Genomic DNA, 26702 nt, shown 5'->3' on the forward strand with positions numbered 1-26702 from the left:
CCTCCAATTTTACGCTTACTTTATATATGAATCTTTTTTGAAATACCAACTAAAAATTTTGTTTCAGAAATGTTTTCAAACCAAATATGGTCGACCATATTTTTAACAAAAAATAAACCTCGCCCACGATCTGAATAATCCAATTCGTTTAAATCAAATTGTAGAACCTTATCCCAATCATATTCAGCAATACCTTTCGCTTCATCGATAACTGTTATTTTTATTTCTTCGTTAGAGTGGTATACGTGTACTTGAATTGCTTTTTTAGAGTATGGCTCGATTTTTTCCATGGCTTCAATAGCATTTATAACTAATTCGTGTACGACAAATCGTATTTCTCTTTTAAAAGGTAGATTATATACATTTGTAAAATTCTCCATAACTTGATCTATGTAAGCTATAGATTGTGAATCAGGATTTATATTGAGTATGAATACCATCATCAATCACCGGCCCTGTAATGTAATTGTTATTGAGACTACTGTTATATCATCGCTGAAATCATTGTCGAATAAATCGTATTTTTGGGAAAATTTTTGCAAAGCATAGCTATTATCTTGTGAAGCATAGGAATGGAAAAAGTCCATATCAACAACATGTTGCTCATTTATTGTCAATAATCCATCCGTATAAAGTATTATGCGATGCCATCCAGATAAAGGTATCGTTTTTTTATTGATGCGAATGGTTGGGAATAACCCTAGAATAGGTGTATTTGCTGGGAGGAACACTGTCTCTCCATATTTTCCGAATAAAAAACCAGATGGATGAGCCGCATTAACATAGTGTAAAGTTCCGTTTTTCGTATCAATGAGTATGTAGATAGCTGTCATTAAAAAACGGTCCATATCTTCATCAGAAAATAACTCGTAAATTTGGCGGTTAAGTTCTCGGATTACTAAAACTGGATCAATTAATTTCGTAATTATTCCTTTTAACAAAGATCTAATGGACATTGTAACGAGTGATGCGGCAATGCCATGTCCCATTGCGTCGTAAAGAAGAATGGCAGTTAAATGTTCATTAATCTTAAACCAGCAGTACATGTCACCTCCTAATGTATTAGATGTAACGTAAAGCCCATCGATCTGAATATGCTCAAGATTCAATGGAAGAGATAATGCATTTTTTTGGAATTTTTTTGCGACAATTAAATCTTTTTGAATAGTGCTTTCTTTCTGCTTTCGAAGCTTGGTTTCCTTTTGATATTTAAGAGCCACTTGAATCCGAGTTTTAAACTGCGTGAAATCAAATGGTTTTAAAATAAAATCGAAAATCCCGGCTTCAAAAACCCTATCAATTGTAATGTTTTTTTCGTAAGTAGTAGAAAGAAGGATAGGGGCATCGATCCAGTTTTTTAGTTCGTCGATTAGCAGACAAATGTTCTCGCAATTTCTAAGTGTCATTTTTGCATCGAGAATAATTAATTCTAGCTCTTCTTTCAAAGAATCTGATAAATAATTCATTGCTGCTTCAGTTGTTGTGAAGCAATGAACATTTTTGATGTCGATACGATGAAAATATTTTTGCAGACGCAACACATCATTACTTACGTTGCCAATAATTAATACTGACATGCTTTTTACATCCACCGCCTTATGTATCTTTAACAGAAGATTTTTGGAATTCGCACATAATAATTTCCGACTATTATTATATACGCCATATTTACTTATTTGATGAATATTAAAAATTCTATTTTGCTATAAATTTACCAATAAATATGACGTTATACAAGACTATTGTGATATAAAATATGGAAAAAAAGTTCTTGCTTCAGGCAATAAAGTCAAAAAATTTTAACTAAAACACTTTTTGTTGAGTCTAAAGACCTTGAGAGGGGAACTCTATTCATCTGAAAAAAAGATTAATATATTCCGAAAAAAGAATGTAATAAAACCTCACATAGATATTGTGTTTTTTGTTCTTTTGATGTATTTTAAAAACAGTTATAAAAAAATGTGTTAATTAAAATTACATTGGAGTGGTGAAAAATGAAACATTATACAAAAGGAGATATTAAACGCCGTGTTAAGGAAGAAAATGTGAAATTTCTTCGCCTACAATTTACTGATATATTAGGAACAATAAAAAACGTTGAAGTACCAGTTAGCCAATTAGAAAAAGCATTGGATAATAAAATTATGTTTGATGGGTCATCGATTGAAGGTTTTGTACGCATTGAAGAATCAGATATGTACTTGCGTCCTGACCGTGATACCTTCGTAATTTTTCCTTGGACCGCTGAAAAAGGCAAGGTGGCTCGTTTCATCTGCGATATTGTTAGACCAGATGGTACACCGTTTGAAGGTGACCCACGCTCCAATCTGAAGAGGGTTTTAAAGGGGATGGAGGAGTTAGGTTTTAGCTCATTTAATTTAGGACCAGAGCCAGAGTTTTTCTTATTTAAGCTAGACGAAAAAGGGCATCCAACACTTGAGTTAAATGATAGTGGTGGATACTTCGACTTAGCCCCAACTGACTTAGGAGAGAACTGCCGACGTGATATCGTATTAGAGTTAGAAGAAATGGGCTTTGAAATTGAGGCATCACATCATGAGGTTGCACCTGGTCAACATGAAATCGACTTTAAATATGCAAGTGCTATCGAAGCATGTGATAATATTCAAACGTTTAAGCTTGTTGTAAAAACGATAGCTGCACAGCATGGATTGCACGCAACCTTTATGCCTAAGCCGCTATTTGGGGTTAACGGTTCTGGAATGCACTTCAACTTATCATTATTTGAAGGGGATAAAAATGCGTTTTATGATGAAAATGCAGAATTGCAATTAAGCCAAACAGCACGTAGCTTTATGGCAGGAATACTAAAACATGTACATGGTTTTACAGCTGTAACGAACCCACTTGTTAATTCTTATAAACGATTAGTGCCTGGCTATGAGGCTCCTTGCTACGTAGCGTGGTCTGCACAAAACCGTTCACCACTTATTCGAATTCCAGCTTCACGAGGATTATCAACACGTATTGAGCTTCGTTCTGTCGATCCAGCAGCCAACCCTTATTTAGCGATGGCCGTTATTTTAGCATCTGGGCTCGATGGAATTCGCAAAGATCTAACCCCTCCAGACGCTGTAGATCGAAATATTTATAAAATGACAAGAGAAGAGCGAGAATTAAATGGCATTGACAGTCTCCCGGCATCATTGGAATATGCACTTATTGAACTCGAAATGGATCCTATTGTACGTGAAGCACTTGGAGATCATATCTTTGAGAAATTTACGGCTGCTAAAGAAATAGAATGGAATAAATACCGTACACGTGTCCACAATTGGGAGCGGGAAGAATATTTGAAAATGTATTAGAAGAGGAGTGTTGGAGCTTTGGTGCTCCAACACTTTTTTGATCCAAAATGTGAAGAATTGAGTGTCAAAGAAGAAGGCTATCCCTATTTTCAAAATAGGAATAGCTATTTTAGTTAGGTAGTTCACTTTGAATAATTAATTTGTATTTTTCATTTAGTTCTTGGTCAAAAATATAAATATTATTTTCAGCTGGATATCTAAACAAATAAGGTGCTTCCAACCAACCATCTTCGACCAATAAATGATCCTTTATCTTAAATTTTTTATAGTATTTATAAGCATTAGTATCTAAAAATACTTGATTATTAAAATCAGTGAGAAGATTATTTACATCTAACATATCCGAAACAACTTCTTGAGTATGATTGGTCGAAGAGTCATAAAAAATCAGCTTACCATCACCAGTTGAAGATTTAGTAGGGTCGTCAAATGTTAGATAAACCCATTGTTGATTATTCAGAAGCCTTGCCCAACCAATAAATTCAAATGAACTCTTGAATTCTTTTATTTCTTTACTTTTCACATCATACAAATAGAGGTATCCAAAATGATCTTTTTCATCAGTAAATAATATTTTTCCATCCTTTGCAGACAAGGACATATTCCTGAATGTAAAGCTATTTAAATTAAATATACTAATTGTTTCGCTTGTTTTGAGATTCTTAAGCATAACTTCCGCTTTTTCACCTTTTCTATCCATTTTAATCCAAGCTGCATAATCCCCAATTAGTATGGGAAAATCATTAGTAACATTTTCTTCATTTTCTTTTGTCAATGGTTGAATTTCTTGCGTCTTTAAATTCATAAAATATGGATTTAGATACCCTCCTTGTTCATCAGTATCTACCCACAATAACCAAGTATCATTTAATTCTATCCCTTGAACTGAGGGCAATTTAATTTTGCTATTAAATATTGTTTTGTATTTCTGAGTCTTTCGATTATATTCAACAATTTTATTATCAAGAGAAGGACTCTCTTGATCTACACTCATATAAATAAAGTCAGCATTACCCCTATATGAGTGAATATTAGTAAAAGGTACGTCTATTGTTTTATTAAAATCTTTATCTATTATTTGATAATGATTTGAACTTTGGGGTTTAATCAAAGATCTATTTGCTTGTACACCATAATATACGGCTTTAAAAACGATGAATAGGAATATAGCGGCACACGATAGTATTATTGTTCGCTCTATTTTTTTTAAGTGAATCTCTCCATTTAGGCTAAGATTATAATATTTATAATGATTAGAAATAGATGAATGCGTAAAATTTGAACTTTTAGTAGATAATTTTGTAACATCAACTAAAGCTCAATAATTTGCCCTGTTTTAAAAGATTGTAATTTTCCTTTTAAAACAGTTTTGAGAATGCTAAATCCTTTTGCTCCAGTACAGTGGCAAGAATAAATACAGTCAATCTTCATCTCATTTAATGTATGACCAATTGAAATAACTTCTTCTCTTGTCTTTCCTAAAGTGTTAACTATGGGAAGATCAATTAGATGAAATCCCCCAATGATTGCGTTGATATTCTTAGTTGGAAATTTTTTAGTTATAGTTTTAGCTATGTTTACTATTCCGTGATGACTACAACCGCTAAATAAAACTAATCCATTTTCGTTTTCAATGACTAACACTATTTCGTGATTAAAATCGTCTAATTTCTTCTTATCCCCTTTATAAAGATTTTTCGTATATTCGTTTGTGGGCTCTAAAGGAATAATATGAATTCCCTCTGTAATTTCTATACCATCATCAACAAACATCATACGATTATCGTAATTATCTATAGTATCCTTTGCTCCTACATTATGATAATAGGGTCCAATTTTTAACCAATGAGATTCTAATGCATTCGAAGATAAATAAATTGGAGCATGTTTATTTACTTCCTCCAAATAATTTAACCCTCCAATATGATCAGAATGCCCATGCGAAATAATTACTGCATGTGCTTTATTTAAATCGATACCTAGAGCTTGTGCATTTTTTATAAAAGAGTGATCGGGGCCTAAATCAAAAATTATGTTCATCGGTTCTGTTTCTATATACAATGATAAACCATGCTTTGCAGTTAATTTTTTATCTAATTTCGAATTTTCGAGGATAGCTGTAATTTTCAAAAAAAAAACCTACCTTTCTAGACATTTTAATCCTGTATAGTGTATTAAATTTTAATTGAAATTTTTTGTTTTAAGTGGGTAATTTTACGAGCGCTCCGATTAAACTCTACCATATAAGAGTGAGAGGGAGTATGAATTAAGAGACAGTTTGAAATGCTAATTAAATGAGCTACTGTACTCTGTTTATGTGCTACTCCTATTACGATTATATTTTTTTGTGACAAAAACTTCCTTTTAATCTATGATTAGAAGAAAAGGAGAAAAATGTATGACACAAGCGACTCAAGTAGTATCGATCCAAAACAATGATATTGTGCAATTTGAAAATGATATTAATAACGCTCTATTAGATTTAAGTGATTATTTAATAGTTGATATCAAATATAATACGTTATATATAGGGGAGCATACAGTTATACATTCAGCTTTAATTATTTATAAATAATTGATTGGAGGATATAAATTGTCAAAAATATATTGGGTATCAATTGCTAAAAGAACAGATGATGAATCTGGGGTGGAGAAGACTGTCATTGAAAAAATATTTGCGAAGAAATCTGAGCTAAAGGATTTTTTAGAACAAGAAGGCTATTGTAAGGCAGCGAAAAATCAATATATTAAAATTGATGATGAATTGATATATGAAGCTGCCGTTGAAAAAGTAAAAATGAAGTAATCATAATAGAAGAGTAATCCGCGGGTGAAAGGGAAATACCCGCGGTTATGGATATATGCGAGAGGTTATGCCAAGTACTATGCTTCTGATAGGATCTTCCTAACACCATCCATCCTAATGCATGATGATTCGATTATTGAAATAATGATAATAGAAATTGTCTATCTTCAGGAAAGGTTAATTTTATATCTAGTAAATCCTCCTTTGATTTCCACGCGATTTCATAAATTAATTCATCGGGATCATGAATCGTCTTTTGTCCACCTTTAATGATTGTTTCGAAATAACGAACTTCTACTACTTCATTATTTTTATGTAACACTTCTCTGACGATGTCTACTACAAATCCTGTTTCTTCATACACTTCGCGTATACAACATGTCTCAAAATTTTCAGTAGCTTCTATTCCGCCTGATGGTACTGCCCATGTTTTTTCTTCCTCTTTAGTACCTTGTAAAACCATTAATAATTGATTGACTTCATTTAAGCAAATTCCTGCAGCCCCTTGCCATTTACCCAAAATCAAAAACTCCAATTTCATTTATTTTATACTAATTTTAACCCATATTATCCAAAAATAGGTATGACTTTTTTAGGTTGATTGGAGTGGAGACTGGTCGACTCCTTGGGGATCAGCGAAAGGGGAACGAAGGCTAAAAGCATTACGTCCTGTGATAACGCCTTCGTGACCAACATCGGTGCTGTTGCTGTCGCTACGTTGCACTACGCTTTCGCACAGACAAAAACACTTTGCTGCCGCTACGTTAACACTTCGCTTTCGCGCAAAAAACATCTGTTGGCCCAAGCGGCTCATCGGACGTCCCCAGGAAGCTTTGTTCTGTGCGAAAGCGAAGCGTCAGCGACAAAGCGACCAGTCGGAACGGAAATCAACACCACGCTATGGTGAAAATAAAGCTTTCATTTTTACCAGTCCAAAGTTAGCATAAAAAGACAGGAATAACTAATTATGATGTTTTAATCTATAAACAAGGAGTGAGAGCAATTGAGTTGGATTGAGTCGATTCAAAAAGCAATAAATTATATCGAAGAGCATTTATTAGATGACATCACAATGGAGCAAATTGCACGAGAGGTAAATTCTTCGGTCTTTCATTTTCAACGGACTTTCTCGATTTTAACGGATATGTCTATTGCGGATTATATAAGACGTAGAAGGTTAACATTAGCTGCACAGGAGTTAATAAATACAGAGCAAAAAGTTATCGAACTCGCCTACAAATATGGCTACGACTCTCCTGAAGCTTTCACTAAGGCATTTCGTAAGCAGCATCACGTAACGCCGAGTGAAGCAAGAAAGAAGCAAGGACAACTACAATCATATAATCGCCTAGTCATCCAGGTGAGCCTGAAGGGAGCAGAACCAATGAAGTATAAAATCGTAGAAAAAGAAAAGTTTCAAGTGGTGGGGGTAAAAAGAACATATAATTGTCAAAATGGTGAGAATTTACGAGGCATTTCTCAATTTTGGATTGAGATGAATTCGAAAAACTTCGATCATCAACTTATCCAACTAAATAACGGAAGCATTAAAGGTGTGCTAGGTGTTTGTGTACCAAATACAAGCCAAGAGCAAAGTGGTTTCATTGATTACTGGATTGCTACGGATCATGTAGGGGAAGTGGGAGAAAATCTATTAGCAATGGAGGTACCTGCGTCGAAGTGGGTTGTCTTTGAGGTGCATGGGCCTATGCCAGATGCGATGCAAAATACTTGGAAACAAATTTATTCTGAGTGGTTCCCATCCAATCCATATAAAGCTGCAGGAACAGCCGAACTAGAGGTTTACCCTGATGAAGATGCATATAGCGCTGATTCATATTCTGAAATTTGGATTCCGATTAAGTAACAGAAATGAAAGCAGCCAAGAATGTTTATTGGTAACATTCTTGGCTTTTTTAATCAATTTATTTTATTAAAGTATAACTATTAAGGTCATAAAAAGATTCTTTTGATTCTTCATATTCTTGAAATGTTCCTTCAAAAGTAAAATTCAATTTCTCTACTACTTTTATAGAATTTATATTACCAGGCTCAATTTTTGCTTCAATTCTATTTATGTTTAAAGTGGTGAAAGCATAATCAATCAAAGCCAAAATACCTTCTTGCGCATAGCCATTTCCCCAACAAGCTTTAGTAAGATCATAGCCAATCTCTGCTGAGGCGTTGTCTACGTCAAATGAATTAAATCCACAAGAGCCGATTATTTTGTTCGATCCCTTCATGATAATGTAAAGCGAATAGCTTTACGCTCGCAGCTAATTGATCAAAAAGAGCAATCATTTCCTTCGCTTGTTCTACATGAGTAAAATTAGTGATATTCATAAATTTTGTAACTTCCGGATCTGACCAGATATTAAATAGACTGTGTGCATCCGTCATCTTCATTTTTCTTAAATATTTTCTTTTTGTGTAAATTTGTTTGATCATTACTTTTACCTCCGGCGGATGTCACGGAATCGGAAAGGAGTTCATAAAGGATGTTAGCCTAAAATCATCGCATCCATGCGATAACGGCTAACTGACCTGCATCGGTAAAAACGCCACGCCCTGTGGCATTACCGAAATGACCGACATCGTGTCGGCCCTCGTGCAGGCCTAAGCACAAAGCCGATTTCGGAAGCAATTATGCCGAGGCATAATTGATTTAAGTTTGGATGAAAAATATTGCTATCTGCGCATAATTCAGTCCCTTCAAATTTTATGTACCCAGTATATTATATTTAAATATTAAACAGTAACCCCAATAATTTCTATTAACGATATAATGTATGAAGATATATCAAAAGAATAGGGGGAATGATAATGATCAAGGTTACAGCCGAGAATTATTCGATTATCAAAGAAACTATAGAAAGGGCGCCAACATTTGTCTATAGCATACTAGATCAAGTAATAGAAGGCGCTGTCTACGCTGACAATGAAAGTTTCCATGCATTACTATTTCAAACTAAATCAGGTATATACTATGTTTATGGCGATTCGTCCAGCGAACAAATCGTAAATAAACTAGGATCTTTACTACAAGAATCTATTGAACAAAGTAAACGTTTTACATTGTTTTCTTACACAGATGAATGGAACACAAAAATTGAACATGGATTAGATGATCATATAAAAAAACTAGAAAGATATACTTTTACTTTTGCTAAAAATACTTATAACGATAGAGAAAAAAGAGAGCTACTTGACTACGAATTCATTAAAATCAAGCAACCTCAAATTGAGCATTGTTTAGAATTCGACAATCAATATTATGAGGAATACTGGGATTCTACTAATAATTTTCTTGAAAATGGCTTTGGTTTTTGTTTGCAGCATGGAGACAAGATTATTAGTGAAGCTGTCACTATTTTTAAATCCCATCAATTTGCAGAGGTTGATATAGTAACTGATCAGAATTATAGAGGCAAAGGATTAGCAAGCTTCATTGCAGAAGAATTTATAGATTATTGTATTTTAAATGATATACAGCCTTGTTGGGATTGCGATATTCATAACCAAGCTTCTTATCATTTAGGCATTAAGCTTGGCTTTAGTAATCCGCAAAAATATGTAATTTATATAAAATCTTAATACATAAAAAATGCTTACGGTGAAAAAATATTTTATTAAAAGCCAAGGCTGAAGCTAATAGTTAATGCCACAAAATATGTATAGAAATTAAACGGATAGAAGAGCCTAAATAAATTCGCTCTAGCTATCCTCTTTTAAACCAGAAATGACCCTATTTACTACAATTACTAATTTGTTTGTTAATCAATCTAATGTTGCGGTAATTCAAAAGGAGCTCTCAAAGATGATGCTTCTAGTTTGTTTATCTTCCTCAACTAAAGCCTTAGTTTGTTTAAGTGTGAAAATGAAAAAGCTTCTTACATATTTTCAAACTGAAAAAAATCAACTACAATGGTTTATAAATGGTATAAATTCTAAATTATATACATTTATCTTTTTTTATACAAATTTACTTAAGAGGAGCTCCAAGATGAAAAAGAAGTTTTTATCCTTATTCATGGCCATAATTATGGTCCTATCAGTTAGCGTATCGGTATATGCCGATGAAACTTCGCCACCAGCGACTAGAGGAGAAATCGTTAAAACCTTGTTGATGGCAGCAGACGCTTATCAACCAGGAATTAAAAAAGAATCCATTATGCAAGGCTCTAAAAACGGAGATTTAAGAGAGAATGAGCCCGCTAAGAAGATTGAAGCTTTAGTCATGTTGAGCAGGGCATTCGGCGAATTGCCAAAGCCTGTCGGAAATGATCAGCGCAGTGGAACATTTGGCGTCAAGTTCACAGATGTGCCCACTTGGGCCAAGAAAGATATCGATAAACTAGCGAAAGCAGGGGTACTGACGGGCAACCCCGACGGCACATTAGGCGCAAATGACACTATTACAATCGATGAGTTCCAAAACATTATCGCCAGAATTTGGACGCTTAAAGGTTCCCATTTAAATGACGATTTTTATGAAGCAATCAATAAGGAATGGTTAAATAAATCGACAATTCCGGCAGGAGAAATCATGGGCGGCGTCTTTCCCGAGCTGTACAAGCAAAATAACGATAAAATAGAAAAAATAATAGATGAGCTCGCTGGCAAACAGTTCGCAGAAGGAACAAAAGAACAAAAAATTGCCGACTTCTATACGACAGCGTTGGATTCAAAAAATAGAAATAAACAAGGGATTGAGCCCATCAAAAAATATGTAAAGGCAATTGACGGGGCTAAAACGCTTGATGAACTCGTTCAAGCAGATCTTATCTTGGAGAAAGAATTGGGTCTAACCTCATTATTCAACTTTTTAATCATGAACGATGCAAAGAACAGCAGTGAAAACGCTTTGTATTACTCTGGATTAACTACTGGTCTGGATAAGAACAGCTTTGTAACGGAAGACTCGAAAGCGAAAAAAGCCTATATTCAATATATGTCCAGACTTCTTGTAGCATCGGGCGAGGAAAAGTCTGCTGCCAATGCACATGCCGAAAAAGTATATGATATGGAGAAAAGCCTAGCTTCCGTATCACTTGAACCTCATGAACAAGGCGACGTCAATAAATTCTATAATCCGTATACAATCGAACAATTCGATGGCATGTTCAAAACAATAGATATGAAACAAGTCTTGAAATCGATGAAAGTCGACAGCGTTGATAAAGTGATCGTAACCGATGTAAAGCTGGCGCAAAAAGGCGCGGATCTCTTGACTGAGACTAATCTTAACGTACTAAAAGCTTACTCCAAAGTGCAATTGCTTATGGCAACAAGTGGTTCGTTGTCAGATGAATTCAGAGAAGCTGGTATTGAGTTTGACGCAACGTTATTAGGCGTTACAGGTGAAAAAACAGATCAAGAAATCGCAGTAGCCAAGACAACAGGCACAATGGGCGGATATTTGGAGCAAATGTTTGCCGAGAAACATTTTTCATCAGAAGCTAAAAAAGATGTTGAACAAATGGTAAAGAAGTTAATTGCTACGTATGAGGAAAGAATCAAATCTCTTGATTGGATGTCAGAAACTACAAAAGCTAAAGCAATTAAAAAGCTGGATACGATGATTGTTAAGATCGGTTACCCAGATAAATGGGATACGACATTAGATAAAGTAGCTATCAAGACATACGACGAAGGTGGTTCGCTGTTCTCTAATACCGTCTCAGTAAACAAAGCATACAGTGATAACATGAAAGCCGAGCTAGGAAAACCGGTTGATAGAACGAAATGGAGAACGAGCGTATATACTGTAAATGCTTTCTACAATGCTCTTAATAACGAAATTACGTTCCCAGCAGGTATTCTACAAGCGCCTTTCTATGATATTAACGCTAAACCTGAAGCAAACTATGGTGCCATTGGCATGGTCATTGGCCATGAAATCAGCCATGCATTTGATAACAACGGATCTGCATACGACGAAAATGGAAATGCAAATAACTGGTGGACAGAAAAGGACTTTAAGAAATTCAAAGAGAAAAACCAGAAATTGATTGAGTTCTATAATGAAATTGAGATTATTCCGGGTGTGTTGAGCGATGGTCAGCTTACACAGAGCGAGAATGTCGCTGATTTAGGTGGAATGGCGGCTTCATTGCAAGTTGTATCCAACATGAGTAATCCGGATTATAAAGCATATTTCGAAAGTAATGCAAAAATATGGAAATCTACAACTACAAAAGAATTTGCAGCGATGCTGAGCAAAAACGATGTACATTCAGCCGCTAAAATTCGGGTAAACCGCACGATTGTGAACTTCCAGCAATTTTATGATACTTATGGAATTAAACCTGGAGATGGCATGTATGTAGCACCGGAGGATCGAGTTTCTATCTGGTGAAAATTAGAGGAGATAGAGCTAATTCCGATAGTTTTTACATCACTGTATAACTAACCTGGTGTGTTGAATTAACATACAAATTAATTGTTGTAGTAAATATGTTCATTTTTTTATAAAAAAGAGGATAGATAGAGCGAATTTATTTAGCTCTTCTATCCTCCTTTTTATTTCAATACATATAATGTGTGAAATTAGTTTTAGCCTATAACTTTATTTTAATGAAAAAATATCATTGTGAGCATTCTATATTGTTTAAAAGAACCGATTACGCGCTTCGAAGATATTGTAAAACAATTTAGCATCTCTTGCCATTTTAGTATTAGCGTACATTTGTGGTCGTAAGCAATTTTGGAACATTTCATCGCAATATCTTGATCTACCATATCGGTCATAACATTCGTCGTGTAATTTGCAGCATGAATCTACAGCGTTGATAGGTCTACCTGGTCCTGAGCATCCTGGTCCACAATATCTATATCCAGGGTAGCAAAAACCAAATCTGCGGTGTCTGTACATCATCTATTCTCCTTTTTAAAAGTAATAATTGTTACTATAAAATATGAAATTTTTGCTTTTAGAAGGGGATTAAAAACTAATGTATGTGAAAAAAGGTGTTAACTTATGGGACAAATCTATAAATGTAAGGTTCCTGTAAGCTTTTAAAAAAACTGCTGTAAGGATGGGAAGCTATGATAGCCATAGCGCAGTAAAGTATGAAGATAAGGAGTTTTAAAGAATGAATCCATCCATTGCTCAAAAAGAGAGAATTGTTTCCTTAGATATTATTCGTGGGCTAGCGTTATTTGGCATTTTGTTCATAAATGTAGCAGCCTACCAGTTAATAGTAGAGGGAGGACCGATGCCCGACTATAGTGGAATTAATGGTATTATTGATACGCTTATTAATATTTTTATTGAGAAGAAATTCTTTTCGATTTTTTCATTCCTCTTTGGTGTAGGTTTTTATATTTTTGCTTCACGTGCAGAGGCTCGTGGCGATAAGCCAAGATGGCGTTTTGCAAGACGTTTACTAGCTTTATTGTTAATTGGCATGGTTCATATTTTTGTTTTCTGGGGATCAATCCTTGCTATTTATGCAGTGATAGGTTTTTTACTGTTACCTTTTTATAATGCAAAGATTTCAACAATTAGTAAATGGCTATTTGCTATCATTACTGTTCATGTCCTGTGCATTCTTGGACAAATATTGATGCCAAATCAAGAAGCCTTTTCAACTGTTTTTGGTTTATTAGGAAATGATGCTATTACTATTTTTATCATGTTTTTAACTGGTTTTTTAGTAGCAAAAGCTGATTGGATTAGTCATGTAAGTGAGTACTCAAAACAAATAAAGTGGATTCAATTCGTTACCTTCCCATTCTTTGTTGGCATTTCGATATGGATTTGGTTTGCCTCTCAAGGGGATTATCAAAATCTAAATTCCGTTATTAGTTTAGGGGTAATTCCAACAACGTATTTTTATTTAGCTTGTTTATTTGTTATGTTGGAGAATAAGAAAATTGCAAAGCTGCTTAAGCCAATTGGACGAGTTGGGCAAATGGCATTTACAAACTATTTAGCTCAAAGCTTTATTGGCCTAGCTATTATGTCTTTAATGGGGCTTGAAGTTGTTTCCCCTTCTGATGTAGTAATCATTGCAACCATCACTTTTATCATTCAAATTATCTTTAGTGTCATCTGGTTCAAATTCTTTAAAATAGGGCCATTTGAAAAGGCATGGCGCTTTATGACATATGGAAGAAAAGTAGTGCCAAATAAATAAACAATTTTATGCGAAACTCTCTGGTGGTAAATGCTTTCAATCCGCCGGAGGGTTTTTAGTGCTATTATAATATGTATGAATTTGTAAAAAATGAAACCTAACGAAGGAGACATCCGTAAAATAGGTATCGAAAATAAAGGAGAAATATGATATGGCAAAACAAATGAAAAAATACATAGCAGTAACAACAGCGTCATTTATGGCTATGCAATTAGCTGCGTGTGGGAATATAGAAACCCAGACTGTCAAAGAGTCTACTGCTACTACAGATAATACAATGGAAAAAAATAATACTACAACAGCAGGGAACGGTGTGCAAAGTGTTTATGATAGCGACATGGCAAATGCATGTGATGAATGGAAAGAAAGTGACGATGGTTCGTTTGAATGTTTAGATGAGAATTCGCCGCATTATGCACATCATTTCTTTAATGGGCTTATGTATGCAACTACTGGCGCAATGATCGGAAGTGCCATTTATAAAAGTCGCAATTTAAGAAATGGTACAGATAGAGAGGATAAAGGTGGCGGTTCAGCAGTGCCACGTACTACTCATAGCAATACTAGGGAAAGTAAAAATACAAATTCAAATGGAATTACGACGAATGGCTCTCAAAATCCTGCTGGTACAACATCTAGTAGCTCAAATAACACAACAAACAGCTCAAATTCAAATACTGGCGGTTCCAAGTCTTATTCGAGTGGTAAGCGTTCATTCTCCAATAGCTCAGGTTCATCGACGAATAGTTCTAATTCTTATTCAAATCACTCATCATCCAGCACAGGGAAATCAGGCTTTGGCTCAGGTGGTGCCTCTCGTGGTGGCTCTTCATCTTCTTAAAAGGAGAAATCAATATGGACAATCATTTTCAACAGCGCCAAGCGTTTTATTCTCAATTTCCTAATTTCTTTCCTGACTTTGTGGATCTAGAGTATGCCTTATACGATGTGTTAGATTTACCCAAAGAGAAAATCGATGAAATTAAGTATGCATCAAATATACTTTGGAAAATATTTTTGAAGGTTGGTAAACAATTTAAGCACTTATCGAATGAACAACTTTTAGCACTAGGTATTCGTTCTGAAATGCTGCCATACATCCAATTAGATTACTTACAGCAACAATCGATACTGGCTCGCTTCGATTTTATTTGTACAGAGGACGGGCAAATAAGATGTCTTGAATTAAATGGTGAAACGCCATTTCTTGTCCAAGAAACCTTTGAGATAAACGAAGCGCTTTGTCAGTATTTGGGATTTGATAATCCGAATGATGTTTCGGCATTACATAAAACATTGTCTGGTGCACTCTTTGCGGCAATGCATTATTTAAATGATTTGAAAAAACCTAAAATCGTTATTACAGGGAAAACGGCTTCGGAAGATTATGAGGAATATTGTCAGGTACAGTTTTTAAAGAAATGTATACCTTTTGATGTAGAATATGTGCCTATACAAGAGCTAATAATTTATTCTAGTGATACTGCTAATATTGCTCGAGGTTTATATACGCCTGCGATGGAGAGAATCGATATTTTATATCGGCCTGCACACCCAGTAGAGTTTTTGATAGATGATGTGTCTTCCGATGGTGATCGTATTGGTCTGCATTTACTGGGACTTGTAAAAGATGGACAGCTTGCTATTATCAACGCACCCGCTGCATATGTACTGCAATCTAAAATTTTATTGTGGCTAATTTGGGAACGAAAAAATGATCCACTTCTTTTTGATGCAGAAGAACGAGCGGCTATTCAAAAATATATGTTGCCAACGTATCTTTCGGCAGAGCCATTTGTTCAGGAAAACTTGTCGTTTGTAAAGAAGCCTGTCTATTCACGAGAAGGTAATACAGTAGAAATTTATGCAGGGGATGGGACGAAAACGAATGCCTCTGCGTATACCCATTATGATGATAATTTGTTTATTTATCAGCAGTATGTGGAAATGCCCTCTATAACGATAAAGCTCAAGAATGGATTACAGACAAAAAAATGGTTAATCGGTTCATTTATCGCTGATAATCGGGCATGTGGCTTATCATGTAGAGTAGGCAATCAAATTACAGAATGGGATTCTCACTGGTTAGCCGTTGGATATAGGGAAGAAACCTAAAAAAATCGGCGAGACTTTCTATAAAGTTTCGCCGATAATTATTTTACTCGTTCCAGCCTTTACAGACGTCAATCCATTCTTGATATGGAGTATAGGTTTCTAGTTCAGAAATAGTAAGCTTAATGGCGGAGTTGCTACTACCACATGCAGGGAATACTGTTGTGAATCGTTTAAGGGATTCATCTAAATAAATAGCAACGCCCTCATTCACCCCAAAAGGACAAACACCACCTACATCATGTCCGATCTTATCGAGAACTTCATCTTTCCCAAGCATCTTTGCCTTTGTACCAAAGACAGCTTTATATTTTGCATTGTCGACTTTGGCATCGCCTGCAGCTACAATTAATATCGCTCCATCGTTTACGAGAAACGATAAGGATTTCGCAATGCGTTCTGGCTCGCATCCGAGTGCCTGTGCTGCTAGTTCAACGGTCGCTGAGCTTTCATTTAGCTCCTGTATTTTGTGTTCAACATTCCATTGTGCTAAATATTCACGTACTTTTTCAATGGCCATATGTAATACCTCCTTACAATACTACACTTTATTTTAACATAATTTTCAGAATATATTATTGTTTATCTTTCGGATATAACCTATTATAAATTCAAGTGGTATAAAATTGCACATCAGGAGATGGAATCCAATGATTATGAAAGTGCTTCAGTCACTGTTTGTACTAGTAGGATTACTATTTTTTACAGGGATAGTCGCTCTGTATATAATTTTTAATGGTACGCTACATTTTACGGGACTACTCTTTACTGTTCCGTTATGTATATTCGTACTATTTGTTTGTTTCATTTTTGATTGGTTGAAAACGAGGAAGCGGAAGATATGGTTAGCTGGTGTAATGGGCATTGCGCTATTGATTGCCTCGATTGCGCCTATTCAATATTACTACAAAATGAGTATTCCAACTGTTGATGCAGAAATTGACGTGTCAGCCTATCAGCCATTTACCGAGCAAAATAAAGTTGTAAAGTCAGATATAAAGGCTTCATTACAATTAGCTGAGTCACTGCCACGCTTAGATGGGGCTACGGCGATGTATCCACTGTATGCTGCCTTTGTAGAAGCGACATATCCAAAGGGTTACTATCCGTATGATAGAAGTAGAGTGATGGTGAGTCGTACACCCAAAGCTTATCAAAATTTGATTTCAGGAGAAGTTGATCTGATTTTTGTGGCAGCACCATCTGAATCACAGAAAAGGCAAGCTGAGATGGAGGACCTACTATTTGATATGACTCCGATTGGTCGAGAGGCCTTTGTCTTTTTTGTTAACCATAAGAACAGCGTAGAAAATTTATCACTGGATCAGGTTAAGCAAATATACGCTGGCAAAATTACGAATTGGCACGAAGTCGGTGGTGAAGATAATACGATTCGAGCCTTTCAACGTCCAGCGGATAGCGGTAGCCAAACAACACTTGAAAGAATGATGGGAGATACACCAATCATGGAAGCACCTGCTGAAAATGTTACAACTGGTATGGGTGGTATTATTCATGAAGTATCACAATATCGTAATTATAAAAATGCTATTGGCTACACGTTTAGATTTTACTCAACAGAAATGGTGAATAACAAAGAAATTAAATTATTGTCCATTGATGGGATTGCGCCTACAAAGGAAAACATTCGTAATGGTACATACCCACTTGTATCTGAATTTTATGCTGTTACAGCAGGAACAGATAATCCTAATGTAAAGAAGTTTATCGACTGGATTGTATCAGATGAGGGACAAGCGCTAGTTGAAAAAGTTGGCTATGTACCAGTGGAAATAGACTAAATAGTTTGCTATACTAGTATTACAATCAAATATGATAGTTTTCTAGGGTTCCGTAGCAAATGCTAGTCTGGTCCGAGAGAAAACCACAAATTGATTTTGTGACACGGAAGGATAAAAGCCTGGGAGGTACTGCTTACAGTAGTGCTCCGAAGGCTTTTTTTTTGGGCAACTGAGGGAAAGAAGTTAAAGAATAAGCACAATTCAAGGCCACCGAACTGCTCGAGTAAGCGGAAGAAGTGATAGGGTAAGTCACCGAACTGCTCGGGTAGGATACCAAACTGATCAGGTGTGCCGTAGAAGTGCTCAGGTGGGTCAGAAAAACCGCGTCAGAACTGCTCAATAAAAGTCATACATCCGTGTCTAACAATATAATGGAGGAATTCGAATGAACAAACAATGGTTAAGTGTTATAATTGCTGCTTTATTTGAAGTAGGATGGGTTATTGGCTTAAAGCATGCAGGGAATGCACTCGAATGGATTGGTACTGCAGTTGCAATTTTTGTTAGCTTTTATTTATTAATTAAGGCGGGAGAAAGTTTACCAGTCGGTACTGTTTATGCAGTATTCGTAGGCTTGGGGACAGCAGGTACTGTGTGTGCTGATAGCTTACTGTTTGGAGAGCCATGGAAGTTAGCCAAAATTTTATGTATCGTCGTTTTACTTGCAGGAGTAGTTGGCTTAAAGCTTGTCACAGGTGAGCCTAATGATAAAGAGGTGAATCAATAATGGCATGGATTGCATTAGTAGTTGCAGGACTATGTGAGATGATGGGTGTTTATATGATTAGTAAATATAATGAAGCTAAAAGTATAAAAAATTTAGTGTTATTGATTTTCGTATTTACCTTGAGCTTTGCTGGGCTTGCATATGCCATGGAAACATTACCAATGGGTACAGCATATGCGATTTGGACAGGAATTGGAGCGGCAGGTGGCGCTTTACTCGGAATGTTATTTTTCAATGAATCAAAGGATTGGAGACGTCTTGTTTGTATAGTCCTTGTTTTAGGGGCCGCGATATTCTTGAAAATATTATCTTAACTATTACTAATAAAATGTAATTGAGTTGAAATATAAAAATTTAAATAGTCATCTGGCGTCGGTCAAATCGTTGCTAGATGACTATTTTTGATTATCATACTCGATGATAAATAAAGAACTCTTGAGCATATTTATGAAATAAATGAACAAACAATAAAATTTGCTCCAGCAACAAGAAAGTGAATTAACGACAATCATTGCGAAACTATTAAAATGTAAATCTGAACTTTTTCTGAATTTGAAAAGGTTCGGCTTTTTATTTACAAAAAAGACAGACAACCATTCGTTAGTTGTCCGTCAATTTTTGAAATTATTTCTTTACATCCTTCGTCCATTCAGCCACCTTGTCTGCGTTGGCTTCTACCCAATCTTTAGCAGCCACTTTTGGATCTTTACCATCCATAATTTCTAGCATAACACTCTCTAAGTCTTCTGATGTCCAGTGGAAGTTATCTAGTACAGAATATACATCTGGTTGGTCTTCTTTTAAACCTTTACGAGCGAATGTGTTAATCGTTTCTTCGCCACCATAAACGCCTTTTGGATCTTCTAAGTATTTAAGATCATATTTAGCGAACATCCAATGAGGAGACCAGCCTGTCACGATAATGTCTTCTTTATTTTTAATTGCTTTAGCAAGAGAAGTTGTCATAGCACCAGATGAAGAAGTTAACAGATTCCAATCTGCTAAATTATCATATTCATCTAAAGCTTTTTCAGTAGCAGCTGTAATCCCGGCACCAGGTTCAATACCTGTAATTGTGTGATCAGCTTGATTTTTTAAATCTTCAATTGAATTAACGTCCATATAGCTTGGTACTACTAGACCTATTTTTGCACCAGCAAGGTTTTCGCCTAGCTCATCTAGGTCGTTCTTATATTTTTCGTACTGAGGAGCATGTGTATTCGGTAACCAAGCAGCAACCATACCATCTGCTTCTCCTTTTGAAACAGCCTCCCACATAATTGCATTATCAAGTGGTGTTAATGTTACATTGTAACCTAAATCCTCTAGTACCTGACCAACTACATTAGTTGAAGCAATTTCTGTATCCCATTCAACGTAGGCTAGATTGACGTCCTTTGAGTTACCATTGCTCTTACTTGAATCATTACCACTACATGCAGCTAGCAACAAGCCAAGCCCTAAGGCCATTCCTAATTTAGTTAATGTTTTCAGTTTCATCGAATCTTCCTTTCGAATATTAATAGTTTTGTATCAAACTACAAAACGTAAATCTCAGCAATGAAGGTGAAGAGCTATGTCTTTCGCTTACGAATTGCCTCTTTTTCTATACAGTTTTCTTCTTATTAAAGCTTTGCGTTAAGCGATCTATTATAATAGCGAAGATTACTAAACCTAAACCTGCAACAAAGCCATTCCCAACCTGTGTACGTTGTAGTGCAGTTAATACTTCACGTCCTAGACCAGGTGCACCAATCATTGAGGCAGTTACAACCATTGACAGTGATAGCATAACCGTTTGGTTAATCCCTGCCATTATAGTTGATTTCGCAAGTGGGATTTCTACTTTAAATAGTTTTTGCTTTGAAGTACTACCATATGAATCCGCGGCCTCTACTAATTCTTTTGGTACTTGGCGAATTCCTAGGTTCGTCATACGTACAGTTGGTGGTAAGGCGAAAATAACGGATGCAAATACGCCAGGTACTATCCCAATACCAAAGAAGGCAACGGCAGGAATCAAGTACACGAAGCCAGGCATTGTTTGCATGAAATCGAGTATCGGCTTAATCACATTTTCTGCTACAGTTGACTTAGACATTAGAATGCCAAGTGGAATACCTAATATGATGGAGATGATACTTGAAAAGAGCACGAGCGTAGTTGTTTCCATAAGGTGTGTCCATAAGCCTTGATTATAGATAAATAACAAACCGATTAATGAAAACGTTGCGAGCCCGAATTTCTTGCCGGTAACGAAAAAGGCAAAGATGACAATAAGTAAAATTAGAATAATCGGGGGAATGCTCACTAATAAATCAGTGACCTGATTCATGAGTAGTTTTCCATTTTTTTGAATCAAGTTAAAAAACACTGAAAAATTACTCGTCAACCAGTCCATAACTGATTCTACCCACGGTCCTAGTGGTATAGCGGGGATATCGTCTAAAAATTTATTCATGTGCAACTGCCTCCTCATCGCTAGTTGAAAGTGCTTCGATGACAACGCCTCGGATAAGAACACCAAGTAAGCGCTCATCTTTTACAACTGCAATCGGAGTAGGAGAATTATGAATCATGCCTAAAATATCCTGTAAAAGCATATCTGGTGGAACGGTTAACATTTCTGATTGAACAATTGAATGTACCGTTTGTTCTTGTCTTTTAGCTGCAGCTCGTGCGTCGTCAGCAGTAATATAGCCTTTTAAATGTCGATTTTTGTCAACGGCCATTAGTAAACTAACCGTTTCTTCGCGCATTCTTTTAAGTGCTACGGTCGGTCCATCTACATCTACATTGACATATACAGGTCGAACCATGGCATTTTCAGCGGTTAATACTTTAGAGCGATCGACATCTTCTACGAAGGTTTTAACATAATCATTTGCAGGATTCGTTAAAATTTCTTCTCCAGTACCAATTTGAATGATTGAGCCATCTTTCATGATGGCGATACGATCCCCAATACGTAACGCTTCATTCAAATCGTGGGTGATAAATAAAATTGTTTTTTTCAATGTGCTTTGTAAATCGAGTAACTCATCTTGCATTTCTTTACGAATTAATGGATCGAGTGCAGAAAAAGCCTCATCCATTAGTAATATTTCAGGGTCATTTGCAAGTGCACGTGCTAAACCAACACGCTGTTGCATACCACCTGATAATTGACTTGGATATTGGTCCTTATACGCAAGTAAGCCCGCATTTTCGAGAGCTTGCTCAGCTTTTGCTTGTCGTTCTTCCTTTGTAATGCCTCTGATTTCAAGGCCATATTCAGTGTTTTGAAGAAGTGTACGATGGGGGAATAAACCGAAGTTTTGAAAGACCATACTCATTTTGTTTCTTCTTACATTACGTAAACTCTCTTTGCCCATTTTAGAAATATTTTCTCCATCGATGTAAATATTCCCACTTGTAGGTTCTATGAGACGGTTTAAAAGCCGGATAAGTGTCGACTTTCCACTCCCTGATAATCCCATGATAACGAAGATTTCACCTTCATTTACAGTAAAGCTTGCATCGTATACACCAACTGTTGCACCTGTTTCTTTTAAGATATCAGTCTTGCTTTTTTGTTGCTTGACGAGTTCTAATGCTTGGGGAATATGTTTCCCGAAAACTTTAGAAACATGTTCCACTTTTATTTTTTCCAATAGAACCTCTCCTTTCGTAGATCAATTTCGCCTTGGCGTAATGGGTGTTGCTTCACTTACGCACAGATAAAGTGCCATTTGACGTGGCGATCTTTGGCTGAGTTCTCTTATTTCAGTAGGTGTTTGGACATCCACTAAATAAAGAAAAATACTATTTGAGGATATTGATACCCAAATATAAACAAGTAACAACTTAACACTAACAAAGAGTTGTTACTTATGTCAAATCGACAAATGAGAAAAAATCCGCTTAAACGCTGTTATATCAGCGCTTAAGCGGATTTTAATTTGGATATAAAAAGCTCTGAACTCGAGCGAAACTTTCATCATTACCGATAAAGTAAATGATATCTCCTTCTTCCAAAGAAACATATGGACCAGGTGATAGCAATAATTCATTTTTACGACGAATTCCGACAATCGTGCTAGACGTATTTTGCCAAAAATTTAATTCCTGTACTGTTTGGTGGATACAAGGGCTTTCAGCTGTCATCTCTAATTGATAAGGAATAAATGGATTGACGGATCGGAAATGTTCAGTTCGACTAATAAGTTGTTTGGTCTTTTCCTGTAGATTTATTAATTCTTGGTGTTGCTTCTGAATGCTAGTCATAAGCTCATGTTGTAGTTCATGGACAGATTGAACATCCTGGAATTGTCGGACAAAATATGCAGCCTTTTCATACGAGATAATAATAACCCCACTACCTTTAGAGGCCTCCACGATTTCCAAGTCCTGCAAAACGGCAATCGCTCTTCTCGCAGTTTCCGCAGAGACATTGTATTGGCTAGCTAGAGATGATCTTGCGTAAATTTTATCGCCAATTCGATATTTTCTTTCCACGATTTTTGAAGCCAAATCGACAGCTATTTGCTGATATTTTGGCTGTTTCACCTGCACATTTTTTTCTAATGGCATTCTAAACTTCCTTTCGTCATTACAGTTACCTCAGCTTATTATAGACTAGCCTGCACAGAAAAAATAGCATCTCCATAAGCTAGTAGTATATGATAAAAACGTAATGTAGCATTTTTTGTTTTTAATTAGTTTTTGTTAATAGAGTAGGAGTTGTAGTTTGACAGCTTTTAGTTATTATTATAAACTAAGTTACGTTATGTAAGTGAAGTGAAAATACTAGTGCTCAGTTAGCGGATTTAGCTAGCTGTTAACAATAGAAGGTTGGAAAAAATATGACAATTACTACTAAAGTTTTGGATATAGTGAAAGACAAAATGACGATCGTGAAGCAATCTGAAACAGAAAGTATTTGCCTAGTTGGTCCAGTGAAATTACCGGTAAAACAGGGTGAATTTTCAGCGACATTTCAATGGTATAACTGGTTAAAAGTAAATGTTAATCTCTCAAAAGAAGAAATTATTGATGATTTAGCATCTGCAAATTTAGCTTTTTTACAACAGTCATCAGTACTTGTTTATGGAGATTTTGAACATGCAGAGAATGCTTTAATTCGCATGCATAGCATTTGTCATACAGGTGATATTTTTGGAAGCCAGCGCTGTGACTGTGGTTATCAATTACATGAATCGATGAAAATGATTGTGGAGCATGGCTGCGGTGCCATTTTCTATTTAGCAGATCATGAAGGTCGTGGCATCGGGCTATTCTCGAAATCGCTTGCTTATTTATTACAAGAAGAGGGGTTAGATACGGTTGAAGCAAACCATGCTCTTGGCTTCCCAGACGATACCCGTTCTTATGAAGATGCCATAACTGTGTTAGCTACACTTCGTTCAAAACCAGTTACACTGATTACTAATAATCCAAAGAAGCTTGCCGCACTACAGGCACATGGTTTAGCAGCAGAAGGACATGTCCCATTATGGGGAGGATTAACGGAGACGAATCGTTTTTATTTAAACACGAAAGTAGAGAAATCTGGACATTTGCGTGAAGAGAAGTGAGTGGAGGAACGAAGATGACAACAGATGAAAAATATATGCAGTTAGCACTTGATTTAGCCGCTAGTGCAAAAGGAAATACGAATCCTAATCCACTTGTAGGGGCTGTAATCGTCAAAGATGGTGTAATTGTAGGAACAGGTTTACACAGAAAAGCAGGGGAACCACATGCAGAGGTGCATGCATTCCGTATGGCTGGAGAACATGCTAAAGGCGCGACACTTTATGTAACTCTTGAGCCTTGTTCGCATTATGGAAAAACACCTCCTTGTGCAAATTTAGTGAAGGAATCAGCGGTTAGTCGTGTTGTTGTAGCCATGCAAGATCCAAATCCTGCTGTTGCTGGGCGTGGTATTCAACTGTTACGAGATGCGGGTATTGAGGTAGAAGTGGGTATTTTAGAAGCTCAAGCTCGCCGTTTAAATGAACGCTTTATTCACAATATGCTTACAAAACGACCATTTATTATTTCAAAATATGCGATGACCTTAGATGGAAAGATAGCTGCCCATACAGGACATTCCAAGTGGGTAACTGGTGAGGCAGCGCGTGAGGATGTTCACCGTATTCGTCACGAGGTGGATGGTATTTTAGTTGGTGTTGGTACTGTTTTAGCTGACAATCCATCTTTAACGACAAGATTAAAAGAAGATTACGGAAAAAATCCAGTACGCATTATTATGGATAGCTCCCTTCGTACACCAGCTCATGCCAATGTTTTGAATGTAGAAGAAGCGAAAACCATCATTGTATGTAGTGAAAATGCCAGTCAAGAAAAAATAACAGAATTTGAAGAAAAAGGCGTAACAGTATTGCCAGTTCGACATGAATCTCAGGGGCTTGCTGTTGATGATATGCTTGAAAAACTATATCAATATGGCATTACGGATATTTTAGTAGAGGGTGGAAGTACGATAAATTCTTCATTTTTACAGCAAGGTGCTATTAACAAATATGTGATTTACATAGCGCCGAAGATTCTCGGTGGTCGTTTATCATTAACACCTATTGCTGGTCAAAATCCATCCTCTATGGATGAAGCATGGGATGTAGAATTTGCTTCGTTCGAGCAAGTTGGGCAAGATTTACGTATTATTGCTTATCCAAAGATAGGTGAAGAAAAGTGAATTATCAAGCAGATGTTTGTATTGTTGGGGCTGGGCCAGGTGGAACACTTCTATCGCACTTACTAGCGAAAAAAGGTCTTTCCGTGATACTACTGGAACAAAACGCAGCACTTGGGCAGGCATTTCGCGGTGAACATTTAAATGAGGAGGGTGAGGCTGTTTTAAAAAGTCATCAGCTTTTTGAAGCAGTCGAGTCACTCGGCTTATTACGTATGGGTAAGCTTGAATATTACGCAGAAGGTAGAGCATTTAAAACTATTTTTCCTGATGAAGCCGTAGGACATTTAGGAATTCATGTACCGCAAGCAAATCTATTAAAGGGAATTTTGCAAGAAACACAGCATTTTCCGCACTTTTCTTGTTTTCTGAATACGAAGGTGACGAAGCTCATAGTTGATTCTTTGGGCAGATATACGGGTGTCATTGCATCAAAAGATGGGGAAACATTTGAAATTAGTAGTCAGTTAATAATCGGTGCTGATGGTCGTTACTCTACTATTCGTAAGCAAGCACACATCGACTTTCAAAAGCATAAACATGGCTTTGATTTATTGTGGGCAAAAATTCCTGCTCCTCAAGGATGGGAGCCATCGATTAAAATGGCATTAATAGGTGATAAACAGCTATCATTATTTACGCAGGTAGGTGGGTTCATTCAAATCGGTTGGAATATTGAACAAGGAAGTTTTCCTCAACTCAGAAAAAAAGCATGTACACCATTTATCCAACAGCTTTCAGATCAATTTCCGGAACTATCTGATACTGTTAATGAGCATATAAGATCTTGGCAAGATTTTGTATTACTCGATGTATTCAGTAGTCATTGTAACTGCTGGGGGACAAAGGGGCTTGTGCTATTAGGGGATGCTGTTCACACGATGACACCAACTGGGGCATTTGGGCTCAATAGTGCACTAAAGGATGCAGATTGTCTTGCGTTACTATTAAATAAAGATACACTTGTTCATTTTAACGTACAAGATTTTCAACAAATGCGCGAGCAAGCCATTGAGGAAGTATTAGCGAAGCAAATTGAAAATGAGCAAACATTTGCGACAATCTTCATAAACAAGGCTTCTTGAAGG

Annotated in this window: 26 protein-coding genes, 1 pseudogene and 1 riboswitch; of the genes and pseudogenes, 15 read left to right on the plus strand and 12 right to left on the minus strand. The window is 36.2% G+C overall.

From position 1 onward, the window contains the following. Positions 1-20 precede the first annotated feature (20 nt). On the minus strand, positions 21-443 hold the full coding sequence (locus tag ACQKNC_RS13165; protein WP_427425284.1) for an ATP-binding protein: 423 nt from the start codon (positions 441-443) through the stop codon (positions 21-23). 3 nt (positions 444-446) lie between these two features. Then, positions 447-1577: a SpoIIE family protein phosphatase gene (locus ACQKNC_RS13170; RefSeq protein WP_427425285.1), complete on the minus strand. Its 1131-nt coding sequence runs from the start codon at positions 1575-1577 to the stop codon at positions 447-449. Positions 1578-1994: 417 nt separating this feature from the next. Here ACQKNC_RS13170 and glnA point away from each other — a divergent pair, with 417 nt between their 5' ends. Beyond that, entirely contained in the window at positions 1995-3329 is a 1335-nt protein-coding gene (gene glnA, locus ACQKNC_RS13175; RefSeq protein ID WP_427425286.1) for a type I glutamate--ammonia ligase, read from the plus strand. Positions 3330-3438: 109 nt separating this feature from the next. Here glnA and ACQKNC_RS13180 read toward each other — a convergent pair whose 3' ends face one another. Further along, positions 3439-4440, minus strand: coding sequence for a hypothetical protein (locus ACQKNC_RS13180; protein WP_427425287.1), 1002 nt, complete (start codon positions 4438-4440; stop codon positions 3439-3441). Between the two features lie 200 nt (positions 4441-4640). Next, a complete protein-coding gene (locus tag ACQKNC_RS13185; RefSeq protein WP_427425288.1) occupies positions 4641-5459 on the minus strand; it encodes an MBL fold metallo-hydrolase in 819 nt (272 codons plus the stop codon). Positions 5460-5727: 268 nt separating this feature from the next. On the opposite strand from ACQKNC_RS13185, the gene ACQKNC_RS13190 reads away from it, so the two are divergent. Together ACQKNC_RS13190 and ACQKNC_RS13195 are read left to right on the plus strand one after the other, a co-directional pair. Beyond that, positions 5728-5904, plus strand: a complete 177-nt coding sequence (locus ACQKNC_RS13190) for a hypothetical protein (RefSeq protein WP_427425289.1) — start codon at positions 5728-5730, stop codon at positions 5902-5904. 18 nt (positions 5905-5922) lie between these two features. Next, the gene (locus ACQKNC_RS13195) at positions 5923-6135 is read left to right on the plus strand and encodes a hypothetical protein (protein ID WP_427425290.1); all 213 of its coding nucleotides are present in this window, start codon (positions 5923-5925) and stop codon (positions 6133-6135) included. A 133-nt stretch (positions 6136-6268) separates the two neighbouring features. Here the strand turns inward: ACQKNC_RS13195 and ACQKNC_RS13200 are convergent, their stop codons facing one another. Continuing rightward, a complete protein-coding gene (locus ACQKNC_RS13200) occupies positions 6269-6661 on the minus strand; it encodes an NUDIX hydrolase (RefSeq protein ID WP_427425291.1) in 393 nt (130 codons plus the stop codon). 477 nt (positions 6662-7138) lie between these two features. Between ACQKNC_RS13200 and ACQKNC_RS13205 the strand changes: the two genes are divergently transcribed. After that, complete coding sequence (locus tag ACQKNC_RS13205) at positions 7139-8002, plus strand: AraC family transcriptional regulator (protein WP_427425292.1); 864 nt, start codon at positions 7139-7141, stop codon at positions 8000-8002. 58 nt (positions 8003-8060) lie between these two features. Here the strand turns inward: ACQKNC_RS13205 and ACQKNC_RS13210 are convergent. Then, positions 8061-8583 (minus strand): annotated as a pseudogene (locus tag ACQKNC_RS13210) (GNAT family N-acetyltransferase). A gap of 375 nt (positions 8584-8958) precedes the next feature. On the opposite strand from ACQKNC_RS13210, the gene ACQKNC_RS13215 reads away from it, so the two are divergent. Beyond that, positions 8959-9729 carry a GNAT family N-acetyltransferase gene (locus ACQKNC_RS13215; protein ID WP_427425293.1) on the plus strand — a complete coding sequence of 257 codons (771 nt, stop codon included), beginning with the start codon at positions 8959-8961 and terminating at the stop codon, positions 9727-9729. A 223-nt stretch (positions 9730-9952) separates the two neighbouring features. After that, entirely contained in the window at positions 9953-12493 is a 2541-nt protein-coding gene (locus ACQKNC_RS13220; RefSeq protein ID WP_427425294.1) for a M13-type metalloendopeptidase, read from the plus strand. Between the two features lie 252 nt (positions 12494-12745). Here ACQKNC_RS13220 and ACQKNC_RS13225 read toward each other — a convergent pair whose 3' ends face one another. After that, positions 12746-13012, minus strand: coding sequence for a Parvovirus coat protein VP1-like protein (locus tag ACQKNC_RS13225; RefSeq protein ID WP_427425295.1), 267 nt, complete (start codon positions 13010-13012; stop codon positions 12746-12748). Between the two features lie 217 nt (positions 13013-13229). On the opposite strand from ACQKNC_RS13225, the gene ACQKNC_RS13230 reads away from it, so the two are divergent. The 3 genes from ACQKNC_RS13230 to ACQKNC_RS13240 all read left to right on the plus strand — a co-directional run bounded on the left by ACQKNC_RS13230 (position 13230) and on the right by ACQKNC_RS13240 (position 16391). Next, complete coding sequence (locus ACQKNC_RS13230; protein WP_427425296.1) at positions 13230-14276, plus strand: DUF418 domain-containing protein; 1047 nt, start codon at positions 13230-13232, stop codon at positions 14274-14276. A gap of 151 nt (positions 14277-14427) precedes the next feature. Further along, positions 14428-15117, plus strand: coding sequence for a hypothetical protein (locus tag ACQKNC_RS13235; RefSeq protein WP_427425297.1), 690 nt, complete (start codon positions 14428-14430; stop codon positions 15115-15117). Between the two features lie 14 nt (positions 15118-15131). After that, positions 15132-16391 carry a glutathionylspermidine synthase family protein gene (locus tag ACQKNC_RS13240; RefSeq protein WP_427425298.1) on the plus strand — a complete coding sequence of 420 codons (1260 nt, stop codon included), beginning with the start codon at positions 15132-15134 and terminating at the stop codon, positions 16389-16391. 43 nt (positions 16392-16434) lie between these two features. Here ACQKNC_RS13240 and ACQKNC_RS13245 read toward each other — a convergent pair whose 3' ends face one another. Next, positions 16435-16908, minus strand: coding sequence for a YbaK/EbsC family protein (locus ACQKNC_RS13245; protein ID WP_427425299.1), 474 nt, complete (start codon positions 16906-16908; stop codon positions 16435-16437). Between the two features lie 133 nt (positions 16909-17041). On the opposite strand from ACQKNC_RS13245, the gene ACQKNC_RS13250 reads away from it, so the two are divergent. The 3 genes from ACQKNC_RS13250 (at position 17042) to ACQKNC_RS13260 (ending at position 19231) form a co-directional block, all read left to right on the plus strand. Beyond that, positions 17042-18190: a PstS family phosphate ABC transporter substrate-binding protein gene (locus ACQKNC_RS13250; RefSeq protein ID WP_427425437.1), complete on the plus strand. Its 1149-nt coding sequence runs from the start codon at positions 17042-17044 to the stop codon at positions 18188-18190. 31 nt (positions 18191-18221) lie between these two features. Beyond that, positions 18222-18318: riboswitch (guanidine-I (ykkC/yxkD leader) on the plus strand. A gap of 257 nt (positions 18319-18575) precedes the next feature. Further along, complete coding sequence (locus ACQKNC_RS13255; RefSeq protein WP_427425300.1) at positions 18576-18917, plus strand: DMT family transporter; 342 nt, start codon at positions 18576-18578, stop codon at positions 18915-18917. Continuing rightward, a complete protein-coding gene (locus tag ACQKNC_RS13260; RefSeq protein WP_427425301.1) occupies positions 18917-19231 on the plus strand; it encodes a DMT family transporter in 315 nt (104 codons plus the stop codon). Before ACQKNC_RS13255 ends, ACQKNC_RS13260 begins: the two co-directional genes overlap by 1 nt. Positions 19232-19541: 310 nt before the next feature. Here the strand turns inward: ACQKNC_RS13260 and ACQKNC_RS13265 are convergent, their stop codons facing one another. The 4 genes from ACQKNC_RS13265 to ACQKNC_RS13280 all read right to left on the minus strand — a co-directional run bounded on the left by ACQKNC_RS13265 (position 19542) and on the right by ACQKNC_RS13280 (position 23489). Next, positions 19542-20417, minus strand: a complete 876-nt coding sequence (locus ACQKNC_RS13265) for a glycine betaine ABC transporter substrate-binding protein (protein ID WP_427425302.1) — start codon at positions 20415-20417, stop codon at positions 19542-19544. 106 nt (positions 20418-20523) lie between these two features. Then, positions 20524-21378: an ABC transporter permease gene (locus tag ACQKNC_RS13270; RefSeq protein ID WP_427425303.1), complete on the minus strand. Its 855-nt coding sequence runs from the start codon at positions 21376-21378 to the stop codon at positions 20524-20526. After that, positions 21371-22570, minus strand: coding sequence for a quaternary amine ABC transporter ATP-binding protein (locus tag ACQKNC_RS13275; protein WP_427425304.1), 1200 nt, complete (start codon positions 22568-22570; stop codon positions 21371-21373). Before ACQKNC_RS13275 ends, ACQKNC_RS13270 begins: the two co-directional genes overlap by 8 nt. Positions 22571-22853: 283 nt before the next feature. Then, positions 22854-23489, minus strand: coding sequence for a TrkA C-terminal domain-containing protein (locus tag ACQKNC_RS13280; protein ID WP_427425305.1), 636 nt, complete (start codon positions 23487-23489; stop codon positions 22854-22856). Positions 23490-23761: 272 nt separating this feature from the next. Between ACQKNC_RS13280 and ACQKNC_RS13285 the strand changes: the two genes are divergently transcribed. The 3 genes from ACQKNC_RS13285 to ACQKNC_RS13295 are packed head-to-tail and all read left to right on the plus strand — an operon-like array spanning position 23762 to position 26699. Further along, positions 23762-24493 (plus strand): GTP cyclohydrolase II, encoded by a 732-nt coding sequence (locus ACQKNC_RS13285; protein WP_427425306.1) that lies wholly within the window; start codon positions 23762-23764, stop codon positions 24491-24493. A 14-nt stretch (positions 24494-24507) separates the two neighbouring features. Next, a complete protein-coding gene (gene ribD / locus ACQKNC_RS13290) occupies positions 24508-25617 on the plus strand; it encodes a bifunctional diaminohydroxyphosphoribosylaminopyrimidine deaminase/5-amino-6-(5-phosphoribosylamino)uracil reductase RibD (protein ID WP_427425307.1) in 1110 nt (369 codons plus the stop codon). Continuing rightward, positions 25614-26699: an FAD-dependent monooxygenase gene (locus ACQKNC_RS13295; protein WP_427425308.1), complete on the plus strand. Its 1086-nt coding sequence runs from the start codon at positions 25614-25616 to the stop codon at positions 26697-26699. The genes ribD and ACQKNC_RS13295 overlap by 4 nt, the downstream gene beginning before the upstream one ends. The last annotated feature ends 3 nt before the right edge of the window (positions 26700-26702 follow it).

This window comes from Lysinibacillus sp. NPDC094177 (assembly GCF_050279145.1).
GTDB lineage: Bacteria > Bacillota > Bacilli > Bacillales_A > Planococcaceae > Lysinibacillus.